This window comes from Nocardia sp. JCM 34519.1 (assembly GCF_020361265.1).
GTDB classification, from domain to species: Bacteria; Actinomycetota; Actinomycetes; order Mycobacteriales; family Mycobacteriaceae; genus Nocardia; species Nocardia arthritidis_A.
The window spans coordinates 1-18,569 of record NZ_JAIRBR010000035.1 but is presented as its reverse complement, the minus strand read 5'-3'; the positions used below and the strand labels follow the sequence as shown (position 1 = coordinate 18,569).

The window sequence follows — 18,569 nt, the reverse complement described above, 5'->3', positions numbered from 1 at the left end:
TTCGCGCGCCGTCAAGGTCAGGCCAGCTCTAGTGCGCGTGCGACGGCGACCGGGTCGACCTCGATGGGCCGTACCTGCGGCATCCCGGCCAGCGCGTTATCCGGATCCTTCAGGCCGTTGCCGGTGACGGTGCAGACCACCGTGAGCCCGGCCGACAGCCACCCCTCCTTGCGCGCCGCGAGCAGGCCCGCGACGCTGGCCGCGGACGCGGGCTCGACGAATACGCCCTCGGTGGCGGCCACCAGGCGGTAGGCCTCCAGGATGGCCTCGTCGGTCGCGGCGCGGAACGCACCGCCCGACTCGTCCTTGGCGTTCATCGCGCCGTTCCACGAGGCCGGGGCGCCGATCCGGATGGCGGTGGCCACCGTCTCCGGATCTTTCACCGGCGCGCCGTTGACCAGGGGCGCCGCACCGGCGGCCTGCACGCCGAGCATGCGCGGCCGCGAATCGACGACGCCGTCCTTGGCGTATTCGGTGTAGCCCTTCCAGTACGCGGTGATGTTGCCCGCGTTACCCACCGGCAGCGCGTGCACATCCGGCGCCCGGCCGAGCACATCGCAGATCTCGAACGCGGCGGTCTTCTGCCCCTCGATCCGGGCCGGGTTCACCGAGTTCACCAGGCCGACGCTGGGGAATTCCGAGGTGACCTTGCGGGCCAGTTCCAGGCAGTCGTCGAAGTTGCCCTGCACCTGGATGATCTTGGCGCCGAGCATGACCGCCTGCGCGAGCTTGCCCATCGCGATCTTGCCCTGCGGGATCAGCACAGCGCAGCTCATACCGGCGCGGGTCGCGTATGCGGCCGCCGATGCCGAGGTGTTGCCGGTGGATGCGCACAGCACCGCCTGCTGGCCACGATATTTCGCGTCGGTGATGGCCATCGTCATGCCGCGGTCCTTGAAGGAACCGGTCGGGTTCAGGCCCTCGACCTTCAGATACACCTCGCACCCGGTCAGCTCGGACAGATGCGGCGCGGGCACGAGCGGCGTGCCGCCCTCGTACAGGGTCACCGGCTCCCAATCGGCCGCGCCCTCCAGCCGATCGCGATAGGCCGCGATCAGGCCCGGCCAGCGGGAATGCACCCCTGCTTGAGCCTGGACGCCTGTCGTGTTCATTCTTCGGTGCCTTCCAATCTGAGAACACTGGTCACGGATGTGACGGACGCCATTTCCGCAAGCGCGGCAACGGTATCCGCGAGCGCCGACTCCGCCGCGTGGTGGGTAACCACGACCAAGCGCGCACCCGTACCGTGCCCTTCCTGACGGACGGTCGAAATGCTCACCTCGTGCTTGGCGAATTCGCCCGCCACCGCCGCCAGCACGCCTGGACGGTCGGCGACCTGCAGGTTCACGTGATAGCGGGTGGGCGTATCGCCGATCGGCGCGATCGGTAGCTCAGCATAAACCGATTCGCCGGGAGCGCGACCACCGTAGAACTTGTTGCGCGCCGCCATCACCAGATCGCCGAGCACCGCCGACGCGGTCGGGGCGCCGCCCGCACCCTGCCCGTAGAACATCAGCCGTCCGGCGTTCTCCGCCTCGACGACCACGGCATTGAACGCGCCGTTCACCGCGGCCAGCGGATGTTTGCGCGGGATGAGCGCCGGGTAGACGCGCACCGAGATGCGCTCCTTGCCGCCCTCGGCCGGACCGGGCTCGCCCGGCCCCGCAGCGACGCGCTCGCAGATAGCCAGGAGTTTGACCGTGCAGTTGAGCGCCGACGCGGTCTCCAGATCCTCCGCGCTGATCTTCGAGATGCCCTCGCGGTAGACGTCGGCGGCGGTCACCCGGGTGTGGAAGGCCAGCGAGGCGAGGATCGCGGCCTTGGCGGCGGCGTCGTAGCCCTCGACATCGGCGGTCGGATCGGCCTCCGCGTACCCGAGGCGGGTGGCCTCCTTCAGGGTGATCTCGTAGTCGGCGCCGGTCTCGTCCATCGCGGAAAGGATGAAGTTGGTGGTGCCGTTCACGATGCCGACCACGCGATTCACCCGGTCGCCGGACAGCGACTGGATCAGCGGGCGCACCACCGGGATCGCGCCCGCCACCGCGGCCTCGAAGTAGAGGTCGGCGCGGTTGCGTTCGGCGGCCGCGGCGAGTTCGCCGGTGTAGTCGGCGAGCAGGGCCTTATTGGCGGTTACCACCGATTTGCCCGCATTCAGCGCGGATTTGATCAGCGAACGCGCCGGATCGATACCGCCGACCACCTCGACGACGATATCGACGTCGTCACGGGCCACCAGGGCCGCCGCGTCGGTGGTCAGCAGTTCGGCGGGGATGCCGCGGTCGACGCTCAGGTTGCGCACCGCGACACCGCGCAACACCACCGGCGCGCCGACCCTGGCGCGCAGGTCTTCGGCGTGCTCGCGCAACACCCGCACCACCTCGGTGCCCACCGTGCCCATACCGAGGACCGCGACACCGATCGGGTGATCCGCACCCCAAGCGCCTCTAACCACTTCGGTCATTTACCGCACCTCCAAGCTGAGCAAGTCCGTCACCGTTTCCCGGCGCAGAATGAGTCGCGCCTGACCGCCCTTGACCGCGACGACGGCCGGACGGGGCAACAGGTTGTATCGACTCGACATCGAATAGCAATACGCACCGGTCGCGGCCACCGCGATCAGATCACCCGGGCCGACATCCGACGGCATCCAGGTATCGCGAATGACGATATCCCCACTCTCACAATGCTTTCCGACAACCCGCGCGACGACGGCCGACGCCTCCGACGAGCGCGAGACCAGGCGGCAGTCGTATTCCGCCTGATACAGCGCGGGCCGGATGTTGTCGCTCATCCCACCGTCGACGCTGACGTAGCGCCTGCTCGCGCCGCCGTCCAGCGCGACATCCTTGGTGGTGCCCACCTCGTAGAGGGTCACCGTGCCCGGTCCGGCGATGGCCCGGCCCGGCTCCACCGCGATGGTCGGGCGCGGCAGGCCGATCCCATGGGCCTCGGCGTCGACCAGATCGCGCAGTTTGCCGGCGAATTCGTCCAGCGGCGGCGGGTCGTCATTCGGCAGATACGAAATACCAAGTCCGCCACCGAGATCCAGCGTCGCGATCTGGGCGGTGCGGTCCGCGCCGAATTTGTCGATGGCCTCGCTCAGCAGCCGCAGGATGCGGCGCGCGGCGATCTCGAAGCCGTCGATATCGAAGATCTGCGAACCGATATGGCTGTGCAGGCCCACCAGGCGTAGGTTGTCGGCCTCGAAAACCCGGGCCAGCGCCTCCATGGCGTCGCCGCCCGCGATCGAGAATCCGAACTTCTGATCCTCGTGTGCGGTCGAAATGTATTCGTGCGTATGGGCTTCCACGCCGACGGTCACCCGGACCAGCACGTCCTGCACCACACCGGCGCGGCCCGCGACGGCCTCCAGGCGCTCGATCTCGATGAGCGAGTCGACGACGATGTGCCCGACACCGGCCGCCACCGCCGCTTCCAGCTCGGCGACCGATTTGTTGTTGCCGTGCATGGCGATTCGCTCGGGCGGGAAACCGGCGTGCAACGCGACGGCCAATTCGCCGCCGGAGCACACGTCGAGCGAGAGCCCCTCGTCCCGGATCCAGCGGGCCACCTCACCGCACAGAAATGCCTTGGAGGCGTAGTGCACTCGGTTCTCCGGGCCGAACGCACGCACCATATCCCTGCAGCGGGAACGGAAGTCGTCCTCGTCCACCACGAACAGCGGGGTGCCGAATTCGGCCGCCAGCTCGGACACCGGAACACCGGCCAGCCGGACCACACCGTCGGCGTCGCGGGATGCGTTGCGCGGCCAGACATTCGCGGGCAGATCGATCATCTGCCTCGGATCCACCGGGCGCTGCGGCAGACTCGGCGCGTGTGGGATCTCCGCATGCCGGGGACCTGCGGGGTGCGCACTCATTCGATTTCCTTTCCCGCCGCGGACACAACGCCGCTCACCTTCTTGGCCGGTTCGCCGACGATGTTGCCGCCGTGGGCAATTCGTAGTCTCACATCCGCTCCGGTGCGCTCACGCCGAGCAGCCCGAGGCCGTTGGCGAGTACCTGGCGGGTCGCGTTGACCAGCACCAGCCGGGCCGCGTTCACCGGGGCCACCGGCTCGTCGCCCTGCGGCAGGATGCGGAGGTTCTTGTTGGTCTGGAAGCGGTGATAGGCGCCGGCCAGCTCCTCCAAGTAACGGGCCACCCGGTGCGGCTCACGCAGCGTCGCGGCGCCGGCGACGATGGCCGGGTACTCGCCGAGGGTGCGAATCAGCGCGCCCTCCTCGTCGGCCGTGAGCAGACCGAAATCCGGTGCCACACCGTCGAATTCGAATTCGGCGGCATTGCGGGCGACCGCCGAGGTCCTGGCGTGCGCGTATTGCACGTAATAGACCGGGTTTTCGTTGCTCTGCTTGGTCCACAGGCCGAGATCGATATCGATGCTCGCGTTCACCGACGAGCGCACCAGCACATAGCGCGCCGCGTCGACACCGATCGCCTCGACCAGGTCCTCCAATGTGACGACGGTGCCCGCGCGCTTCGACATACGAACGGCCACACCGTCTTTCACCAGATTCACCATCTGGCCGATGAGCACCTCGACGGTCGCCGGATCATCGCCGGAAGTGGCGGCGATCGCCTTCAACCTGCCGATGTAGCCGTGATGGTCCGCGCCCAGCATGTAGATGCACAGGTCGGCGCCCCGCGCCCGCTTGTCCTGGTAGTAGGCGATGTCGCCGGCCACGTAGGCGGCGTTGCCGTCCTTCTTGATGACGACGCGATCCTTCTCGTCACCGTAGTCGGAGCTCTTGATCCACCAGGCTCCGTCGCTCTCGTACAGATTGCCGGAATCCTTGAGCTTGGTGACCGCGCGGTCCACCGCACCGGATTCGAACAGCGAACTCTCGTTGAAGTACACGTCGAAATCGGTGCCGAAATCGTGCAGCGACTGTTTGATCTGGGCGAACATCAACTCGACGCCCTCGGCGCGGAACAGCTCCACCCGCTCCGCCTCCGGCAGCGACGGCGCGTCCGGATGCCGCGCGACGATCTGCCCCGCGATTTCACCGATATAGGCGCCCGCATAGCCATCCTCCGGGGTCGGCTGCCCCGTCGCGGCGGCGACCAGGGAGCGGGCGAACCGGTCGATCTGTGCGCCGTGATCGTTGAAGTAGTACTCGCGCACCACATCGGCGCCCTGCGTGGCCAGGATCCGGCCGAGCGCGTCGCCGACCGCGGCCCACCTGGTGCCGCCGAGATGCACCGGGCCCGTCGGATTGGCCGAGACGAACTCCAGGTTGATGCTCATCCCCCGCAGCGCATCCGTCGAACCGAACCGCTCGCCCGCATCGATCACCTGACGCAGGATCGCGCCCTGCGCATCCTTGGCCAGGCGAATGTTCAGGAAACCGGGACCGGCGACCTCGGCCGTATCGATCGACTCCGCCGCCGACAGCGCATCCGCAAGCCAGGTCGCGAACTCGCGCGGGTTGGCGCCCGCCTTCTTACCGACCTGAAGCGCCAAATTCGTGGCGTAGTCGCCATGTTCCGGATTACGGGGACGCTCCACGCTGACCTGCTCGGGGAGGACCGAAGCGTCCAATCCACGTTCAACAAGCACCTTCGCCGCGGTCGAGCGAAGGAGATCTGCAAGGTCAGCTGGAGTCACGAGTCTCTATCCTATGGTCTGGGCAGGTGTACACCACGGGTGGGCACCGGTGGGGCAACCCGCCCGCGCAGCGGAAAGCACGTCGAAGAGAGCACAACGAGCGATGCCGAGCAGGACCAGTGCCAAATCGGCCAAGGCCGTCCGGGCCGCAGGGAAATCGTCGTCGTCCCGCAAACGGGGCAAGGTCAAGGGGCAACTTCCGGAGAAGCGCCGAATTCCATGGCCGGCCGTCGGTGCCGCCGTATTGATCATCGCATTGGTCGGGGCACTCGCCTACAGCCTGGTCCCGAAGTACCAGCACCGGGCCGACGAGGAGAAGTTCACGCCGAGCGCGCAGAAACAAGATCCGTCGGATCAGATACCGGGCGTGGTCAAGAAGAAATACGAGCAGGGCTATCACGTCAACGCGACCCAGCGGGTCAACTACGACCAGAAGCCGCCCTTCGGCGGTCCGCACGACTTCGCGTGGGCCACCTGCACCGGCATCGTCTACCCCAAGGCGATCCGCACCGAGAACGCGGTGCATTCGCTGGAACACGGTGCGGTGTGGATCACCTACAACCCCGACAAGGTGGACGCGGCGGGCGTCGACGCGCTGAAACAGAAGGTCTCCGGACAGCAGTACACGCTGATGTCGCCATATCCCGGCCTGGACACCCCGATCTCGTTGCAGTCGTGGGGACATCAGCTGAAGCTGAACGATCCGGGTGACAAGCGCATCGATGAATTCCTGACCGCGCTGCGCCGCAACCCGTACACCTATCCCGAACGCGACGCGGTCTGCTCGACACCCGCCTTCGACACCGACAACCCGCCGCCGTTCGACCCGACCCCGCCCGGACCCGACGCGGTGCAGATGGACGGCAAGGGCGCGAACAAGGACACCGACGAATCCGCGATGGGCGGCCTGCCGCCGGGTATTCCGGGACTTCCGCCACAGCCGGGCCGCTGACATGGACGAGCCGGAAACCGGCGCCGTACGTGGGCAGCGCACCGCACTGTTCGTACTCGGCGCCATCGGGCTGCTGCTGATCGGATTCGCCGTCGGCGTCCTCGCCCGGCAACCGCTCGACCGACCCGCGACACCCGCACCGAACAGCGTCGACATCGGCTTCGCCCAAGATATGGCGGCCCACCACGCCCAAGCCGTCGAAATGGCCGGGATCGCGCTCGTCGGCTCCACCGACAACGACGTGCGCCGCCTCGCCTACGACATCATGACCAGCCAGGAAAGCCAGATCGGCCGCATGCAGGGCTGGTTGCAAACCTGGGGACAACCCGAACAGGGCGTCAACGGACATATGGGCTGGATGACCGAACAACCCACCCACGACCACACCGGCGGCAACCACGGCATGACCGGACCGGTGACGATCATGCCCGGCATGGCCAGCGACAACGAATTGGCCGCACTGCGCAAAGCCACCGGCGCCCAACTCGACACCATGTTCCTGCAACTGATGCTGCGCCACCACCAAGGCGGGCAACCCATGATGCACTACGCCGCCCAATACGCCGCCACCACCGAAATCCGCACCCTCGCCGACTCCATGGCACAAGCCCAGCAAAGCGAGGCCGAACTCATCGCCACCATGCTCACCGCACGCAACGCCAAACCACTCCCCAACTAACCGAAACCCGGGTTCGCCTCCCTTTTTTGGCGCACAGCCGCCAATGCGATACGCTTGGCCCCGCCCGACCGGCAGCCCCCAGCCGCCGATCGACCTATCCCGCCCTCGTAGCTCAGGGGATAGAGCGTCTGCCTCCGGAGCAGAAGGCCGCAGGTTCGAATCCTGCCGAGGGCACAACGCAATTCAGGCTCCGACCAGCGGGTAAGCGGTCGGAGCCTGAACCGTTCAATGAGGTCAGCTGGCGTCGATGACACGGGATGACACAACCTCACCCAAAGTCTTCGCGGCAGCGCGCAGCGCCTCATCCTGCGAGTGGGTGTAGATCCTCGCGGTGACACTGGCGTCGGCATGACCCAGCCACGCGGCGATCACCGCCAACGGCACCTTACGCAGATGCATGGTCGTTCCGCAGGTGTGACGAGCATCATGCAACCGGATGTGCCGGACACCCGCCTTCTTGATCGCCTTCGCCCACTTGTGAGTCAGCGTGTCCGGATGATAGGGGTTGCCCGCCTCATCGCACGCCACATAGCCGCCCTTACCGTAGGCTTCCCCAACCGACAGCTTCTCGGCCGCCTGCCGCCGCGAGGCTCGTTTCAACACCTCCACCATGTCGTCATCCATGGGCAAGGTCCGAACCGATGCCTCGGTTTTCGGATCGTCCTCCACCGCCTTGCCGCCCGCCGACGCACGGCCGATATGTACATCGATCGTCTTGCGCGTGAAATCGACTCCGCTCCAGCGCAATCCGCCCAACTCGCTGCGCCGCAGGCCACACAGGGCAAGGAACCACAGGTGCCCATTACGATCGGCATCGAGGCTAGTCAACACCTTCGCGACCTCATCCGGCGTGTAGGTCTGCGGCTTACGCTTCTTGCCCGGTTTCGGCCTCATCGGTCGAGATATGTTGTGCGACAATATTTTTCGCTCAATCGCGTAGTCCAGCATCATCGTGATGGTTTCGATCGTTCGTTTCAACGATCGCGCAGCCCACGGCCGCCGCGTGTGCCCTTTCTCCGTGATTGTCCCGCCGCATTTCAACGCCGCCACCAAATCGTCGAGATGCTTGCGCGTCAGCTTCTGAACAGCTAGTTCACCGTGCTCCTCGCGCAACGGCGCAAGGTTGTACTTATAGCCCGCCAACGTCGTTTCTCGCGCCCAGTGCAGACTTTTCAGCCAGTCGGCGCACATCTCCTCTACGGTCATATCCTTACGTGGCACGAAATTGCCGGATGCCGCATCGGATTGAAAATCTGTGAGGGCCTTCCGAGCTTCCTTCTCGGTCCGGTACCGCCGACGCACTTGGTGTCGTTTGCCGGTTTCCGGGTCGACTCCCGCATCAACCCGAACTTGGTACCGCACAACCGATTTCCCGGTACGCCGATCTGTAACCGTGACTTTCGTAATCTGCGGCGGCAATTGCTGCCTGGTCATGCCGCAGCCACCTCATCGAGGAGAGCAATATAGTCGGCCACCGCCTGTTCGGTGACGAACCGTCGACGACCAATCTTCACCGACCGCAGCTCACCTGAACCGATCAATTCGTAGTACTTGCTGTGCCCGACCGGAATCAACTTCCGCACCTCGTGCTCAGTCAACAACCTGGACATATCCCCTCCCTTCTATGCTGCTTCCCGGATTGCCGAAAGTTGTTGTGTCCCTGGCGGACTGGCCGCGAGTAGGCGTGTGGCGTACTCCGCGCGCCACCTGGTGCGTTGCGCGATATGAGCCATGATCAACTGGTCACGCGGTGGGCAGTGCTGGTCACCGGGTTCGACCGGGGTGATCTGGAGCCGGTCGGTCTCGGGGAGGGTCATGCCGACCTTGCCGAGCAACTGCCGGACGAATTCGACGCGGTCGGCCTTGTGGTCGGCCAGGGTCTTGCCCGTCCATTTCCTCGAGTTCAGGACACGCCGACCGGGCAAGCCGAGGGTGTCTCGGCGGTGCGCCTTGCCACGGCAGCGTCCCGGAATCGTCTTCTCGGTCGCGCCCTGGGGGACGATGCCGAACCGCAGCCACACCGCACACGTTTCGCTACATGGGGTGTGCTGAAGTTCGGCGTGTAGCCGGTCGTAATGTACTGCGGCCCTGGCGGATTGGGGTTCGAGGACTTCGGCGATCGATTTGGTCAGGTATTTGGTGACGTAGCCGATCGTGCGGGCCGCTTCCTGGGTCCCGCCGATCACGCCCTTGATGTGTTTCGGGTCGATCTGGGCACCGAACTTGATCACGTGGGCCGGTTTCAAGTTGTCGCGAGCGTCATCGAATCCCGGCAGCGCAGCCTTGGTGTCCGGGTCGACGAACGTCGCCGTCTTGTTGTCCCAGACCGGCATTCGGCCGTGCCCGTAGACCTCGTTCTCCGCATCGTGGTAGGGCCACCACACCTGGTGATAGGTGCCGCGGGCCACCTGCTTGACCACCTCACGCGGGATCCGGCCCCGGATCAGCATGTGCACGTGCGGGGCACCGCGTTTCTGCGGTTCCACCATTTCCCAGTACTGGACGTTCCAGCCGACGCAGCGGCGCAGGTTCTTCTTGAACCGGTCACGCAACGCCGCGAAATGCACGATGTCGCGTGCGGCGGACTGATAGTCGTAGGTGTCCGGGTCACGCGGTGAACCATCCGAGGCAGGCTTGCCGTCTTTGTCGCGTCCGCCATCGGGGTTGATCTTCCCGTAGGAGGGCAGGGTGAGGGTGATCATCATCGAGGGCCGGTACTTGCCCGCGAAAATCTCACCAATCGTGGTGCGGCTCACCTTCTTTCGCGGTAGGTCCGGCATGTCCTGGCGACGTTTGGTCGAACGGATACGCCGTTTCTTGGGCAGCGGGTCCAACGCCGCCAGCTTGACCGTCCAGCCGGTATCGTGTAGCTCGGCATCCAGGTCCGCGACCAGTTCGCGGATGCCGTCCATCAGATGCTCATCACCTTCGGCCTTGGCGGCTTGGTAGTCGTCGAGCAGGTTCGCCCGTGCGGTCAGCAGATGGACCTGCCACTCGGTCGGTTCCGGTTTCTCGTCCACCGGTTCGGCATCCAGGTGCCAGCCCTCGTAGCATTGCGTAACCCGCACTGCGCGAGCAGCTTTCGCGCACGCCGCACATGTCGAGGCGATCGTGGCCTTACACGGTGTCGCCACATACATCTCGGTCAGGGTGCGCGGGTCGTACACGCGCATCGGGATCGGCCGCTTACACACCCCGAACTTCTCCGCCGTGGCCAACGCGATGTCGTAGAAGTTGGGCATCCCGCGACGCTGCATAGCCGTCTGCCGCAACGGTTCACCATCCTGCGGTTCCATATCGATCATCACAGGACACCTTCCTCAGCGAGCGAATCAGGTTGATAGAACAGCAGTTCCACGATGGCCGGGCCGACGAGCGTTGCGTGGCATCGGGTTGCGCCGAACGCTGCCGCGAGTCGGGTGGTGCGGTTCTCCCAGTCGGCGGGGCACTGGCCTGGCAGCATCCGCACCAACAGGCGGTCGACGCCGTCGACGCCGATCTCGATACGCAGCCGGGGCGGGATCATGCGGGCGTCGGCCGGGCCGGTCAGGTGGCAGGTGGTGAGCTGGCGTGCCCAGCGGCGGCCGTAGCGCCACCACCCGATCAGCCGGGTACGCGGCCAAGCGGTCAGCCACCGGTCCATGGTGAACGTGGTCGAGGTGTTCATTACTTCCTCCGGACCGGTGTCTCGAACAACGCCAGCTGGTTGTCATCGGCGCGCTTGCGACGCGGGCGGGGCTTGGTCGCGGCGGCGGCCACGATCGGGTTGATTCGCCGTGCTGGTGCCGCTGGGCGACCGACCTTCAGGCGAGCGTCGGTGTCGACGAAGCGGGAGAACCGGGAGTTGGGTGGTTGCGGCACCAGCTCCCAGCCCTCCGGGGTATGCCGGTGAGAATCGGCCGGCGCGTAGCGGGCCTGCGCCAGCGGAAACGCGCCACCCCGGATCGGCCGGTCGTTGATCTCATACAGCAGGTCACCGGGGCGGACCTGGTTCGGTGCGATCAGGTAGAAATGCAGCGTCTCCACCGGCTGTACGGGATCAGGATTGGTGGTCATGGCTGAGGTTTCCTAGTCGTCGAATGTTTCGCAGACCCAGCACATGCGGGTTCCGGCGGCATCGGAGTACACCCACTGGTGCCGTCCCCGCTCGCAATCGATGGCGACGGCGCAACCGGGGCAGAACACCCCGGCCCCATCGGTGCGCCACCCGCTCGATTCGATCCGGCGCACTGCGGCGATATCGTCGAGAACGCCCAGGCAGCACGCTTGGCGCTGGCAGTCCTTCTCACCGCACTGCCAGGGTTGGCCGCAGGCGGTGCAGTAGGCGAGCAGGTGTGTTTCGGTGACGAATCCGGTTTTCACCCCCGACCCTCCTTCACGGCCGGTACGGCGAGTTCGGCGTAGACGCGCACACCGTTGCCGCCACGGTTGGGATAAGTCAGGTCGCCGACATCGATCAGCAGGCCCTCGGTGCCGACCAGCACCGCCAGCACCGCCGTGATATCTCCGAGGTCACCACAAAGACGCAGGCGCACAACACCATTCATGCCACTCGCCCCCGCTCGCCGAAGTCGGCCGGGTTAATCGGACGCGGACGCGGCCGGTAGCGTTCGGCGATCCGTGCCATGTCCTCCGATGTCACCTCGAACACGCGGGCGCGGCGGAAACCCGCTGTGCCGTCCTCCTGCACGTAGCAAACACCCGGTGTGGTGTGCGGGATCTCATCGCAACGTGAACCCCGATCCCGCGCGCCGTGGCCATGGATCATGGCGACCTGGGTGGGTTCGGCCATCCGCAACCCGATCCGATAGGGCAGCAATTGCCGTTGGGGCACATTGTCTTTCGACGGATCGATCACCGTTTCGACGACCGAAAACAACGGGGCGCGACCCTGCGAGAGCAGCAGGCCGTGTGCCCGCGCGTAGCGGGCCATCAGTTGCGGATCGGTGAACGCCGCCAACGTCGCCGCCTCATCGATGATCGTGACCACGAGCGGGTTGTCCGGTGTCGGGACTGGTTTGTCGGTCCCTGCGGCCCGATACCGCAGGGCAGCCTCCTGCATGTCGGTGACCGTTTCCTCCAACAGCCCGATCATCAATTCCGGTGTGGTGCATTCGAATCGGGTGCACAGCTCTTCCAGCCAGCCCAATCCCATGCCGCCCTTGGGGTCGATCACCCGCAATTCCACCCGCCCCGAGGCGATCGCCGGACCCATGCCGTTGACCAGCGCGCCGAGGAAACCGGTTTTGCCGGAACCGGTCTCCCCGCCGACCAGGACGTGTCGGCCCTGCACGGGGACGGTCCAGTCGGTGTCGTCCTCGAACTTGCCGGTGAGGACGGCCGTGAGATCCACGTCATCGGGGACCACCCTCGGCAACGCTGTCGAGGTGGCGAGAGTATCGAAGACCCTCACCTCAAGGCGCATCCATCCAGGCGACGGCGATATCGCTGTCACCCTCGGCACACCCAGGACGTTCGCGATCGCGTCCAAGGTGTCCTCGCTTGTCCAGTCCTTACGTCGTTGACCGGCCAGCATGATGAAATCCACGTCCAGCCCGTGCGGGGTGTAGTTGTAGGCGTCCAGGACCGGGAAGCCCTTCTCGACCGACCCCAGGCCGACCGCGGTAAGCATCAGGTCTGTTTGCATCGGGTCGGCCAGCACGAACACCGCCGCGCACAACTCCTCCGGAGCCTGCCCCACGATGGCATCGACTGTGATCGCCTCGGGTTGGCGAACCTTCAGGCAGGACAACGCGATCGGCGTTACAAGCCCGGTCACGACACCTGCCGCCAACAGAGTGGGCATAATCGACATCACGCCACCTCCATCAGCGGGGCCAGCGCCAGCGCGATGCTGTGTTCGGCCAGCACGTTCGGCAGCACCTCGCACAGGGCGCGGGCATCGGTCAGGGATAACCGGATCTCGTTGTCGCCCACCAGGAACGACACCAGTGCTGAGGTTTCGACTGGCCGGAATCGAGACGCGGCAACGTATTTCACGTTCCGCAGCCCACCGCCGACGACAAGGTTCGTGGGCATCAGCGATCACCCTTCCAACCCGGTTCGGTGCAGAACATCAGGCACTGACCGGGCTTCGGCGGTGCCGGAGTAGGTGTCGGCGTGACCGGCGGACAGTTGGCCACGCAATCCACCCCGGCATACGACGGGACCGGGCCCGGTGCCGGATCGCAGAACATCACACAGCCGCCAGCGTGAATGCTGGTGAAGTGCGCTACCGGGCGCGGCGTGCGATCAGTGGTCAGCATCAGCACGCCGGTCGCGACAGCGAATACCGGGACCGCGACCAGGGCGGCGATAGCCGGTTTACGGGACGAGACAGGAGTTGTTGGGATAGGCATCAGGCACCCCCGAGGGCGGGAATAGCGAGCGGCAGCATGGTTTGCATCGGCCGCTCGGGACGAACAGGATGAATAGATTGGGTCGCGGCGGTGACGCGAGGTTGCGCGGTCTGCTCCACCACCGGTTTCGGCGCGTACTTTGCAGCCGTCGTCGCCGAAACATTCAGCGCGGCAGCGATTTCGGTGTAGGTTGCACCTTCGGCGCGCATTGCGACCGCACGAGCTACCAGCGCCGGATCTCGCCGAGGAGTCCGCCGCCTCACCAACGGAACCGAGGCGATAGCAGGCTTCGGAACCGCGCCTGTGGATGGAACTGGTTCGGGCGCAACAATTTCGGGAGTATCGTTGTCCCGACTGATCATGTGGGCCAGGGTCGCGCCCATCCCCAAAACGGCTGGCGGGATGCAGGCGACCAGCACTACCACCGGCCACGGCGCGGCATTCCACCGTGCGGCCTGCATGAGGTGATAGGCGACCTGCCCGACACCACCGAGGGCCAGCGCGCCCAGGGCGGACCACTTCGCATAAGCACGGGTGCCATCGGACCGGATGCGGCCATTCAGCCACACGTGCAGCGCGTAGGAGGCGTAGGTTTCCATCCCGATCGGCAACGTCACCGCCGTATTGATCGAGAAGTCATCCCAGATACCCGGCAGGGGTTGCACCGGACCGAAACCGGTCATCTTGCCCAAGCCGACCCAGCCGGACCAGATCGCGACGAACGCCGGAAGCGCCAACACCAACACCGGCCACGAGCGAATCTGTTTGTCCGCCTTGCTGTTCCGGTCCGGCATAGATCGGCCGAACATCACGCCACCGCCTCCCGCAGACGCGGCCACCGCATCGCAGATGGCTCAGACTCGAACCAGGCCATCGAGGCGTACCAGCCGGGCATGTCTGCGGGGTCTCCATGCTCGAAGATCCGCACGATTGCTTCGGAAAGCAACCTGTTGTATTCAATGTCCGGTTTCATCACGCCACCGACCTCGACTCATCGGAGAGGTATTCGGCATAGTCGTGCTGAGCCAGCACATTCGGCAACGCTTCCGAAAGGTCGTGCGCGTCAGCGATATCCAGCACCACCCGTGTCGCACCGAGGAAGAACGAAACCTGAGGCGGAAGCGCAGACCCCAAGCGGCCCTTACGATTCGGCTCATACTTCAAACCGTGCAGCTCCCCGCCCACGGTCGGGATGTTCACGAACGACGACATCACGCCACCACCTTCGCGGCGCTACCGCTGATGCTGCCCGAATCGAACTGCGCCAGAGCGACATCCAAATCCGCCCGCAGCACAAGGGCCTGATCGTAGGGCACATGAATCGACACATGATCACCAAAATTCACAATCACGGTCTGTCCTCCATGCTGCGACCGATGCACATGCGCCGACGCCTCGCCGAACACGGAAAACGTTGCGTAGCAATCATTCTCATACATCACGCAGCCGCCTTACCATTACGCGGAGCCGATGCCGAGTGATCACCAGGCGCAACCGTTCCCGAGTTATCACCCTTGAACCCGGTCGCCCGAATCGACCAGCCGATCGACTTGTACTCCCCCGAACCGATCAACTTCGGCTTCACCATCAACCCGACCAACTCGACCTGAGGCAGACCCTCACCAACGGCCACCGGAGGAACCGGCTGCGCATCGGCAACGAAAATCACGTCGTAGCTAGCCTGCTTCGCATTCGCCGCATCCCGATCAATGATCGTGGCCTTCCACAAGCGCTTCCCCGTGCCCTTGCCCTCGTAGTCGAGATCGACCTTCTGAACCACCGGGGCGTTCCGATCCCGCTGAAACTCTGTCAACGGCTCAACCGCAGTCAGCAAGAACACCCCCTTGGGAAAGAACTCCCCGTGCACGGTGTTCAACCACACGTTGCCTGACGCCATATCTGAAACTCCTTATCCACCTTGGGTTTGAAGCGAGACTCATATGCCGCCCCACTTCCATATGCAAGTTCCATTAAATCCTACTTACATATGGAAGTCAAGGGATGTGGCAACCCCCCTATGCAGGATGAAGCGAGGGAACCTAGGCTGGAGGAATGACCACTATCGACCCGGACGACCCCAGGGCACCGTTTCGGCAGGTTGCGGATGTCCTCCGCGCTTCAATCCTGACGGGCAAACTCAGTCCGGGCTCGAAGCTGCCCTCGAACGCCGAGCTGACCGACCAGTACGGCATTTCCAAGGTGACGGCTCAGCGCGCGATCGAGGCACTGAAGGAAGCAGGGCTTGTGGTCTCGCGACAAGGCAGCGGGGTGTTCGTTCGTGAACGCACCGAACGACCAGTAGGACTACGACCCCATGTCGAGCGGGCGTTCAGCGCACCCCAGGTAACCATCGATTTTGCTGGTTTCTCGGGCGAGACCTTGCATGGAGCAATCTCCGAACCGCTGGACAAGATCCGCGACGGCCGCTACAGGCCGGATACTATTCATGTCCGAATGCTGGTGCCAGACCCTTCAGTGCCCTGGACATTGCCCGCCCGCGTCGAGGACATGGCAGACAGCCCCGCCTTTCGGAAACGGGCCGCACGAATAATGGAGCGCCACACCTTCGCTGTAGTCGATGAAGTTCGAGAACTCGCAGAATTGGGCCTCATCTCATCGGCATCAGCCGAAGTCCGCATCCATCCTGCGGTCCCGCTTTTCAAACTGTACATCATCAACAAATCAGAGACGTTCTTCGGTTACTACCCCATTGAAGAACATGAAATAGCCCTGAACAATGAGCCGACACGAATGTGGGACCTGATGGGCAAGAACGCGACGCTCTTTCACACCGAAACGGGTGACGCGACCCTTAAAGACACAGACACACAGTTCGTACAACAATCCCAAGTATGGTTCGACAGCCTCTGGAATATCGCGCGGGAAGTTCAACCATAGGAGACGATTAAAGTGCCCGTAGCGGTTTCACAGGTCGGCATCGTTATCGTGACACACAACAATGAAGTCGATCTCACCCGTTGCCTTGATGCCATTCAGTCCAATGCCCTTGGTGCACAGGTAGTGGTGCGAGACTGTGCTTCAACCGACCATTCCGTCGAGGTAGCGAAAAGGCACCCGGTGGTTTCGACTGTTATTGCAGGTCCGAACGTCGGTTTCGGTGCCGGTTGCAATGATGCGGTTCGGTCATTTGAGCTGCCACCTAAGATGATCCTCATCCTGAATCCGGATACCGCCATCGATTTTGCGCTAGCTGACCTGCTACTACATGTCGAGCAATACGACAACTTCGGATGCGCTAGTGTGATGCAAATGTCATTCGACCATCGCCTTGTATGGTCGTGGGACAACTTCCCATCACCCCGCCTCGAATGGCAAAAGGCTCGTGACCTTCCGCTGCTCCAACGATCGCCAGCAGGTTACAGTCGAGATCGCACTGTCGATTGGGTAATGGGCGCGCTCCTCCTAATCCCCTACGACGCTTTTATCGCCATGGACGGCTTCGATGAGCATTTCTTCATGTTCAACGAGGAGGTGGACTTATGCCACAGACTCAACGACGCTGGCCTGAGCACACACTACATCAACAGGTTCCGGTACCTGCACGATCGCAGTAACAAAGACACACTTTGGCGAGAGGTTCTGCGGATTAACTCACGCCGCAAGTACGACCGAAAGTGGCTATCTCGGTCGGCGATGCTGTCCTGCCAACTCGCCCAGAGCTACCGGTGGTCCAAACAGCTCTTCAAACCGATAAAGCCGTCCGATCGAAGACTTGCAGTTCCGAGGCTGCTTGCAACCTGGGGGCTCATTCAGTCCCTGGTACCTGCCCCCGCCGATTCAGCTACCAGGGACACATGGGCGTCAGTACAGTTCCTGGGATTCACCCCCGCTTCGGATGATCGTTGCCGAATTTAGCCATATAGGATCAAGAGCGGCGGCCCTGCGGGCCGCCGCCGCCACGCCACGACACCCCAGCGGGCTCCGCTTCGCTCCGCCCGGAGCGTCGGCGCGTCGGCGGCAGCCCTCCAGCCCGCTCGCTTAGTACCTGAATCGCTTACTTCTCCAACGGCTTTGCAGCAGGCGCACCACCCTTCGGCTCCTCACCTGCGTCACGCCGACAGCGTCGTACGCTCGGGCAACTCGATGCCCCGTGACTTCGCCTCGCGACGAGTGGGCGGGCCGTAAAACGACCAGTCGATCACTACCTCACGACCGGCGAATTGCTGCCGAATCGACTCCACAACGTTGGCCACGAGCTTCGTGAAGTCCTCGTCGGACTCGGAAATCGGCTGGTCGAGCTCTTCGAAATCCGCCTCGTCGCCATCCTCGTCCACCGACTGGAATTGCTCGAATCGGCCGCTCCAGTAGCCCTCGAACAAGCCCTCCGCTGCCGGGACCCACTCCAGTTCAACGTCCACCTGCACCTTCGCTTCGGTCATCCCTCGATGGTGACTCCAAACCCCGTACCCGACAACCAGTTCCGGCATTCGAGTTGGTTGACAACTCCGGGATTTCCCTCCTTCCTCATGGCCCAATCATCTCGCTCCAGCCAACCGAGTCAAGGACCACCTTCGGTGTCCGCTACGCGGTGCCTACGGCATCCTTGACACGGCCGTCTTCCGCTGAGGGCGGCCAGTATGAGGAACGAGGGGAAGAGCAGTCAGGGGCGGATAGGCGATCTATCCGCGACACGGACCGGTGACACGCGAGTGACACAAGTACCCCAGACATGCGCAAACAACCGAGTACCGGACCGCCAGGACACCAGACCTCGGCATCCATCCCGACACCCCAATAACCGGCCCGTTGCTGCCTCCGGAGCAGAAGGCCGCAGGTTCGAATCCTGCCGAGGGCACGTTCCACTCGTAGGTGGCCCATGCTCATGGAGAGCATGGGCCGTTCTCGTTTCACTCGTGTTTTGTGGGGGCGCAGCCCCCACGCCCCGCCCGGGCGGGGGGGGGGCCCCCCCCCCCCCCCCCGGGGGGGGGGGG

General features: G+C 64.3%; 23 protein-coding genes and 1 tRNA gene. 5 read left to right on the top strand and 19 right to left on the bottom strand.

From position 1 onward, the window contains the following. Window positions 1-17: 17 nt before the first annotated feature. The 4 genes from thrC to argS all read right to left on the bottom strand — a co-directional run bounded on the left by thrC (window position 18) and on the right by argS (window position 5,627). Window positions 18-1,112: a threonine synthase gene (gene thrC, locus LGY53_RS42010; RefSeq protein ID WP_225732262.1), complete on the bottom strand. Its 1,095-nt coding sequence runs from the start codon at window positions 1,110-1,112 to the stop codon at window positions 18-20. Next, window positions 1,109-2,461, bottom strand: coding sequence for a homoserine dehydrogenase (locus LGY53_RS42005; RefSeq protein WP_225732261.1), 1,353 nt, complete (start codon window positions 2,459-2,461; stop codon window positions 1,109-1,111). The genes thrC and LGY53_RS42005 overlap by 4 nt, the downstream gene beginning before the upstream one ends. Next, on the bottom strand, window positions 2,462-3,880 hold the full coding sequence (lysA, locus tag LGY53_RS42000; RefSeq protein ID WP_225732260.1) for a diaminopimelate decarboxylase: 1,419 nt from the start codon (window positions 3,878-3,880) through the stop codon (window positions 2,462-2,464). Window positions 3,881-3,968: 88 nt separating this feature from the next. Next, window positions 3,969-5,627: an arginine--tRNA ligase gene (gene argS / locus LGY53_RS41995; protein ID WP_225732259.1), complete on the bottom strand. Its 1,659-nt coding sequence runs from the start codon at window positions 5,625-5,627 to the stop codon at window positions 3,969-3,971. A gap of 103 nt (window positions 5,628-5,730) precedes the next feature. On the opposite strand from argS, the gene LGY53_RS41990 reads away from it, so the two are divergent. The 3 genes from LGY53_RS41990 (at window position 5,731) to LGY53_RS41980 (ending at window position 7,432) form a co-directional block, all read left to right on the top strand. Further along, window positions 5,731-6,579 (top strand): DUF3105 domain-containing protein, encoded by an 849-nt coding sequence (locus LGY53_RS41990; RefSeq protein ID WP_225732258.1) that lies wholly within the window; start codon window positions 5,731-5,733, stop codon window positions 6,577-6,579. Between the two features lies 1 nt (window position 6,580). Further along, complete coding sequence (locus LGY53_RS41985; RefSeq protein WP_225732257.1) at window positions 6,581-7,258, top strand: DUF305 domain-containing protein; 678 nt, start codon at window positions 6,581-6,583, stop codon at window positions 7,256-7,258. A 101-nt stretch (window positions 7,259-7,359) separates the two neighbouring features. After that, window positions 7,360-7,432, top strand: a tRNA-Arg gene (locus LGY53_RS41980). A 60-nt stretch (window positions 7,433-7,492) separates the two neighbouring features. On the opposite strand, the gene LGY53_RS41975 is transcribed toward LGY53_RS41980, so the two are convergent. The 14 genes from LGY53_RS41975 to LGY53_RS41910 form a co-directional block, all read right to left on the bottom strand. Then, on the bottom strand, window positions 7,493-8,692 hold the full coding sequence (locus tag LGY53_RS41975) for a tyrosine-type recombinase/integrase (RefSeq protein WP_225732256.1): 1,200 nt from the start codon (window positions 8,690-8,692) through the stop codon (window positions 7,493-7,495). After that, window positions 8,689-8,868 (bottom strand): helix-turn-helix domain-containing protein, encoded by a 180-nt coding sequence (locus tag LGY53_RS41970; RefSeq protein ID WP_225732255.1) that lies wholly within the window; start codon window positions 8,866-8,868, stop codon window positions 8,689-8,691. The genes LGY53_RS41975 and LGY53_RS41970 overlap by 4 nt, the downstream gene beginning before the upstream one ends. Before the next feature lie 12 nt (window positions 8,869-8,880). After that, window positions 8,881-10,563, bottom strand: a complete 1,683-nt coding sequence (locus tag LGY53_RS41965) for a helitron helicase-like domain-containing protein (protein ID WP_225732254.1) — start codon at window positions 10,561-10,563, stop codon at window positions 8,881-8,883. Then, window positions 10,563-10,925, bottom strand: coding sequence for a hypothetical protein (locus tag LGY53_RS41960; RefSeq protein WP_225732253.1), 363 nt, complete (start codon window positions 10,923-10,925; stop codon window positions 10,563-10,565). The genes LGY53_RS41965 and LGY53_RS41960 overlap by 1 nt, the downstream gene beginning before the upstream one ends. Further along, window positions 10,925-11,314, bottom strand: coding sequence for a hypothetical protein (locus LGY53_RS41955; protein ID WP_225732252.1), 390 nt, complete (start codon window positions 11,312-11,314; stop codon window positions 10,925-10,927). The genes LGY53_RS41960 and LGY53_RS41955 overlap by 1 nt, the downstream gene beginning before the upstream one ends. A 12-nt stretch (window positions 11,315-11,326) precedes the next feature. Then, complete coding sequence (locus tag LGY53_RS41950) at window positions 11,327-11,620, bottom strand: hypothetical protein (protein ID WP_225732251.1); 294 nt, start codon at window positions 11,618-11,620, stop codon at window positions 11,327-11,329. After that, entirely contained in the window at window positions 11,617-11,805 is a 189-nt protein-coding gene (locus LGY53_RS41945) for a hypothetical protein (RefSeq protein WP_225732250.1), read from the bottom strand. Before LGY53_RS41945 ends, LGY53_RS41950 begins: the two co-directional genes overlap by 4 nt. After that, window positions 11,802-13,037, bottom strand: a complete 1,236-nt coding sequence (locus tag LGY53_RS41940) for an FtsK/SpoIIIE domain-containing protein (RefSeq protein ID WP_225732249.1) — start codon at window positions 13,035-13,037, stop codon at window positions 11,802-11,804. Before LGY53_RS41940 ends, LGY53_RS41945 begins: the two co-directional genes overlap by 4 nt. Before the next feature lie 35 nt (window positions 13,038-13,072). Further along, window positions 13,073-13,297, bottom strand: coding sequence for a hypothetical protein (locus LGY53_RS41935; protein WP_225732248.1), 225 nt, complete (start codon window positions 13,295-13,297; stop codon window positions 13,073-13,075). After that, the gene (locus LGY53_RS41930) at window positions 13,297-13,617 is read right to left on the bottom strand and encodes a hypothetical protein (RefSeq protein WP_225732247.1); all 321 of its coding nucleotides are present in this window, start codon (window positions 13,615-13,617) and stop codon (window positions 13,297-13,299) included. The genes LGY53_RS41935 and LGY53_RS41930 overlap by 1 nt, the downstream gene beginning before the upstream one ends. Continuing rightward, the gene (locus LGY53_RS41925; protein WP_225732246.1) at window positions 13,617-14,429 is read right to left on the bottom strand and encodes a hypothetical protein; all 813 of its coding nucleotides are present in this window, start codon (window positions 14,427-14,429) and stop codon (window positions 13,617-13,619) included. Before LGY53_RS41925 ends, LGY53_RS41930 begins: the two co-directional genes overlap by 1 nt. A 160-nt stretch (window positions 14,430-14,589) precedes the next feature. Then, window positions 14,590-14,832 carry a hypothetical protein gene (locus LGY53_RS41920; RefSeq protein ID WP_225732245.1) on the bottom strand — a complete coding sequence of 81 codons (243 nt, stop codon included), beginning with the start codon at window positions 14,830-14,832 and terminating at the stop codon, window positions 14,590-14,592. Beyond that, window positions 14,829-15,059, bottom strand: coding sequence for a hypothetical protein (locus tag LGY53_RS41915; RefSeq protein ID WP_225732244.1), 231 nt, complete (start codon window positions 15,057-15,059; stop codon window positions 14,829-14,831). The genes LGY53_RS41920 and LGY53_RS41915 overlap by 4 nt, the downstream gene beginning before the upstream one ends. Further along, window positions 15,056-15,514, bottom strand: a complete 459-nt coding sequence (locus LGY53_RS41910) for a hypothetical protein (protein ID WP_225732243.1) — start codon at window positions 15,512-15,514, stop codon at window positions 15,056-15,058. Before LGY53_RS41910 ends, LGY53_RS41915 begins: the two co-directional genes overlap by 4 nt. Before the next feature lie 155 nt (window positions 15,515-15,669). Here LGY53_RS41910 and LGY53_RS41905 point away from each other — a divergent pair, with 155 nt between their 5' ends. Then, window positions 15,670-16,515 carry a GntR family transcriptional regulator gene (locus LGY53_RS41905; protein ID WP_225732242.1) on the top strand — a complete coding sequence of 282 codons (846 nt, stop codon included), beginning with the start codon at window positions 15,670-15,672 and terminating at the stop codon, window positions 16,513-16,515. A 12-nt stretch (window positions 16,516-16,527) separates the two neighbouring features. Further along, window positions 16,528-17,493 carry a glycosyltransferase gene (locus LGY53_RS41900; protein WP_225732241.1) on the top strand — a complete coding sequence of 322 codons (966 nt, stop codon included), beginning with the start codon at window positions 16,528-16,530 and terminating at the stop codon, window positions 17,491-17,493. 194 nt (window positions 17,494-17,687) lie between these two features. On the opposite strand, the gene LGY53_RS41895 is transcribed toward LGY53_RS41900, so the two are convergent. Next, window positions 17,688-18,017, bottom strand: a complete 330-nt coding sequence (locus tag LGY53_RS41895) for a hypothetical protein (protein WP_225732240.1) — start codon at window positions 18,015-18,017, stop codon at window positions 17,688-17,690. Between the last annotated feature and the right edge of the window lie 552 nt (window positions 18,018-18,569).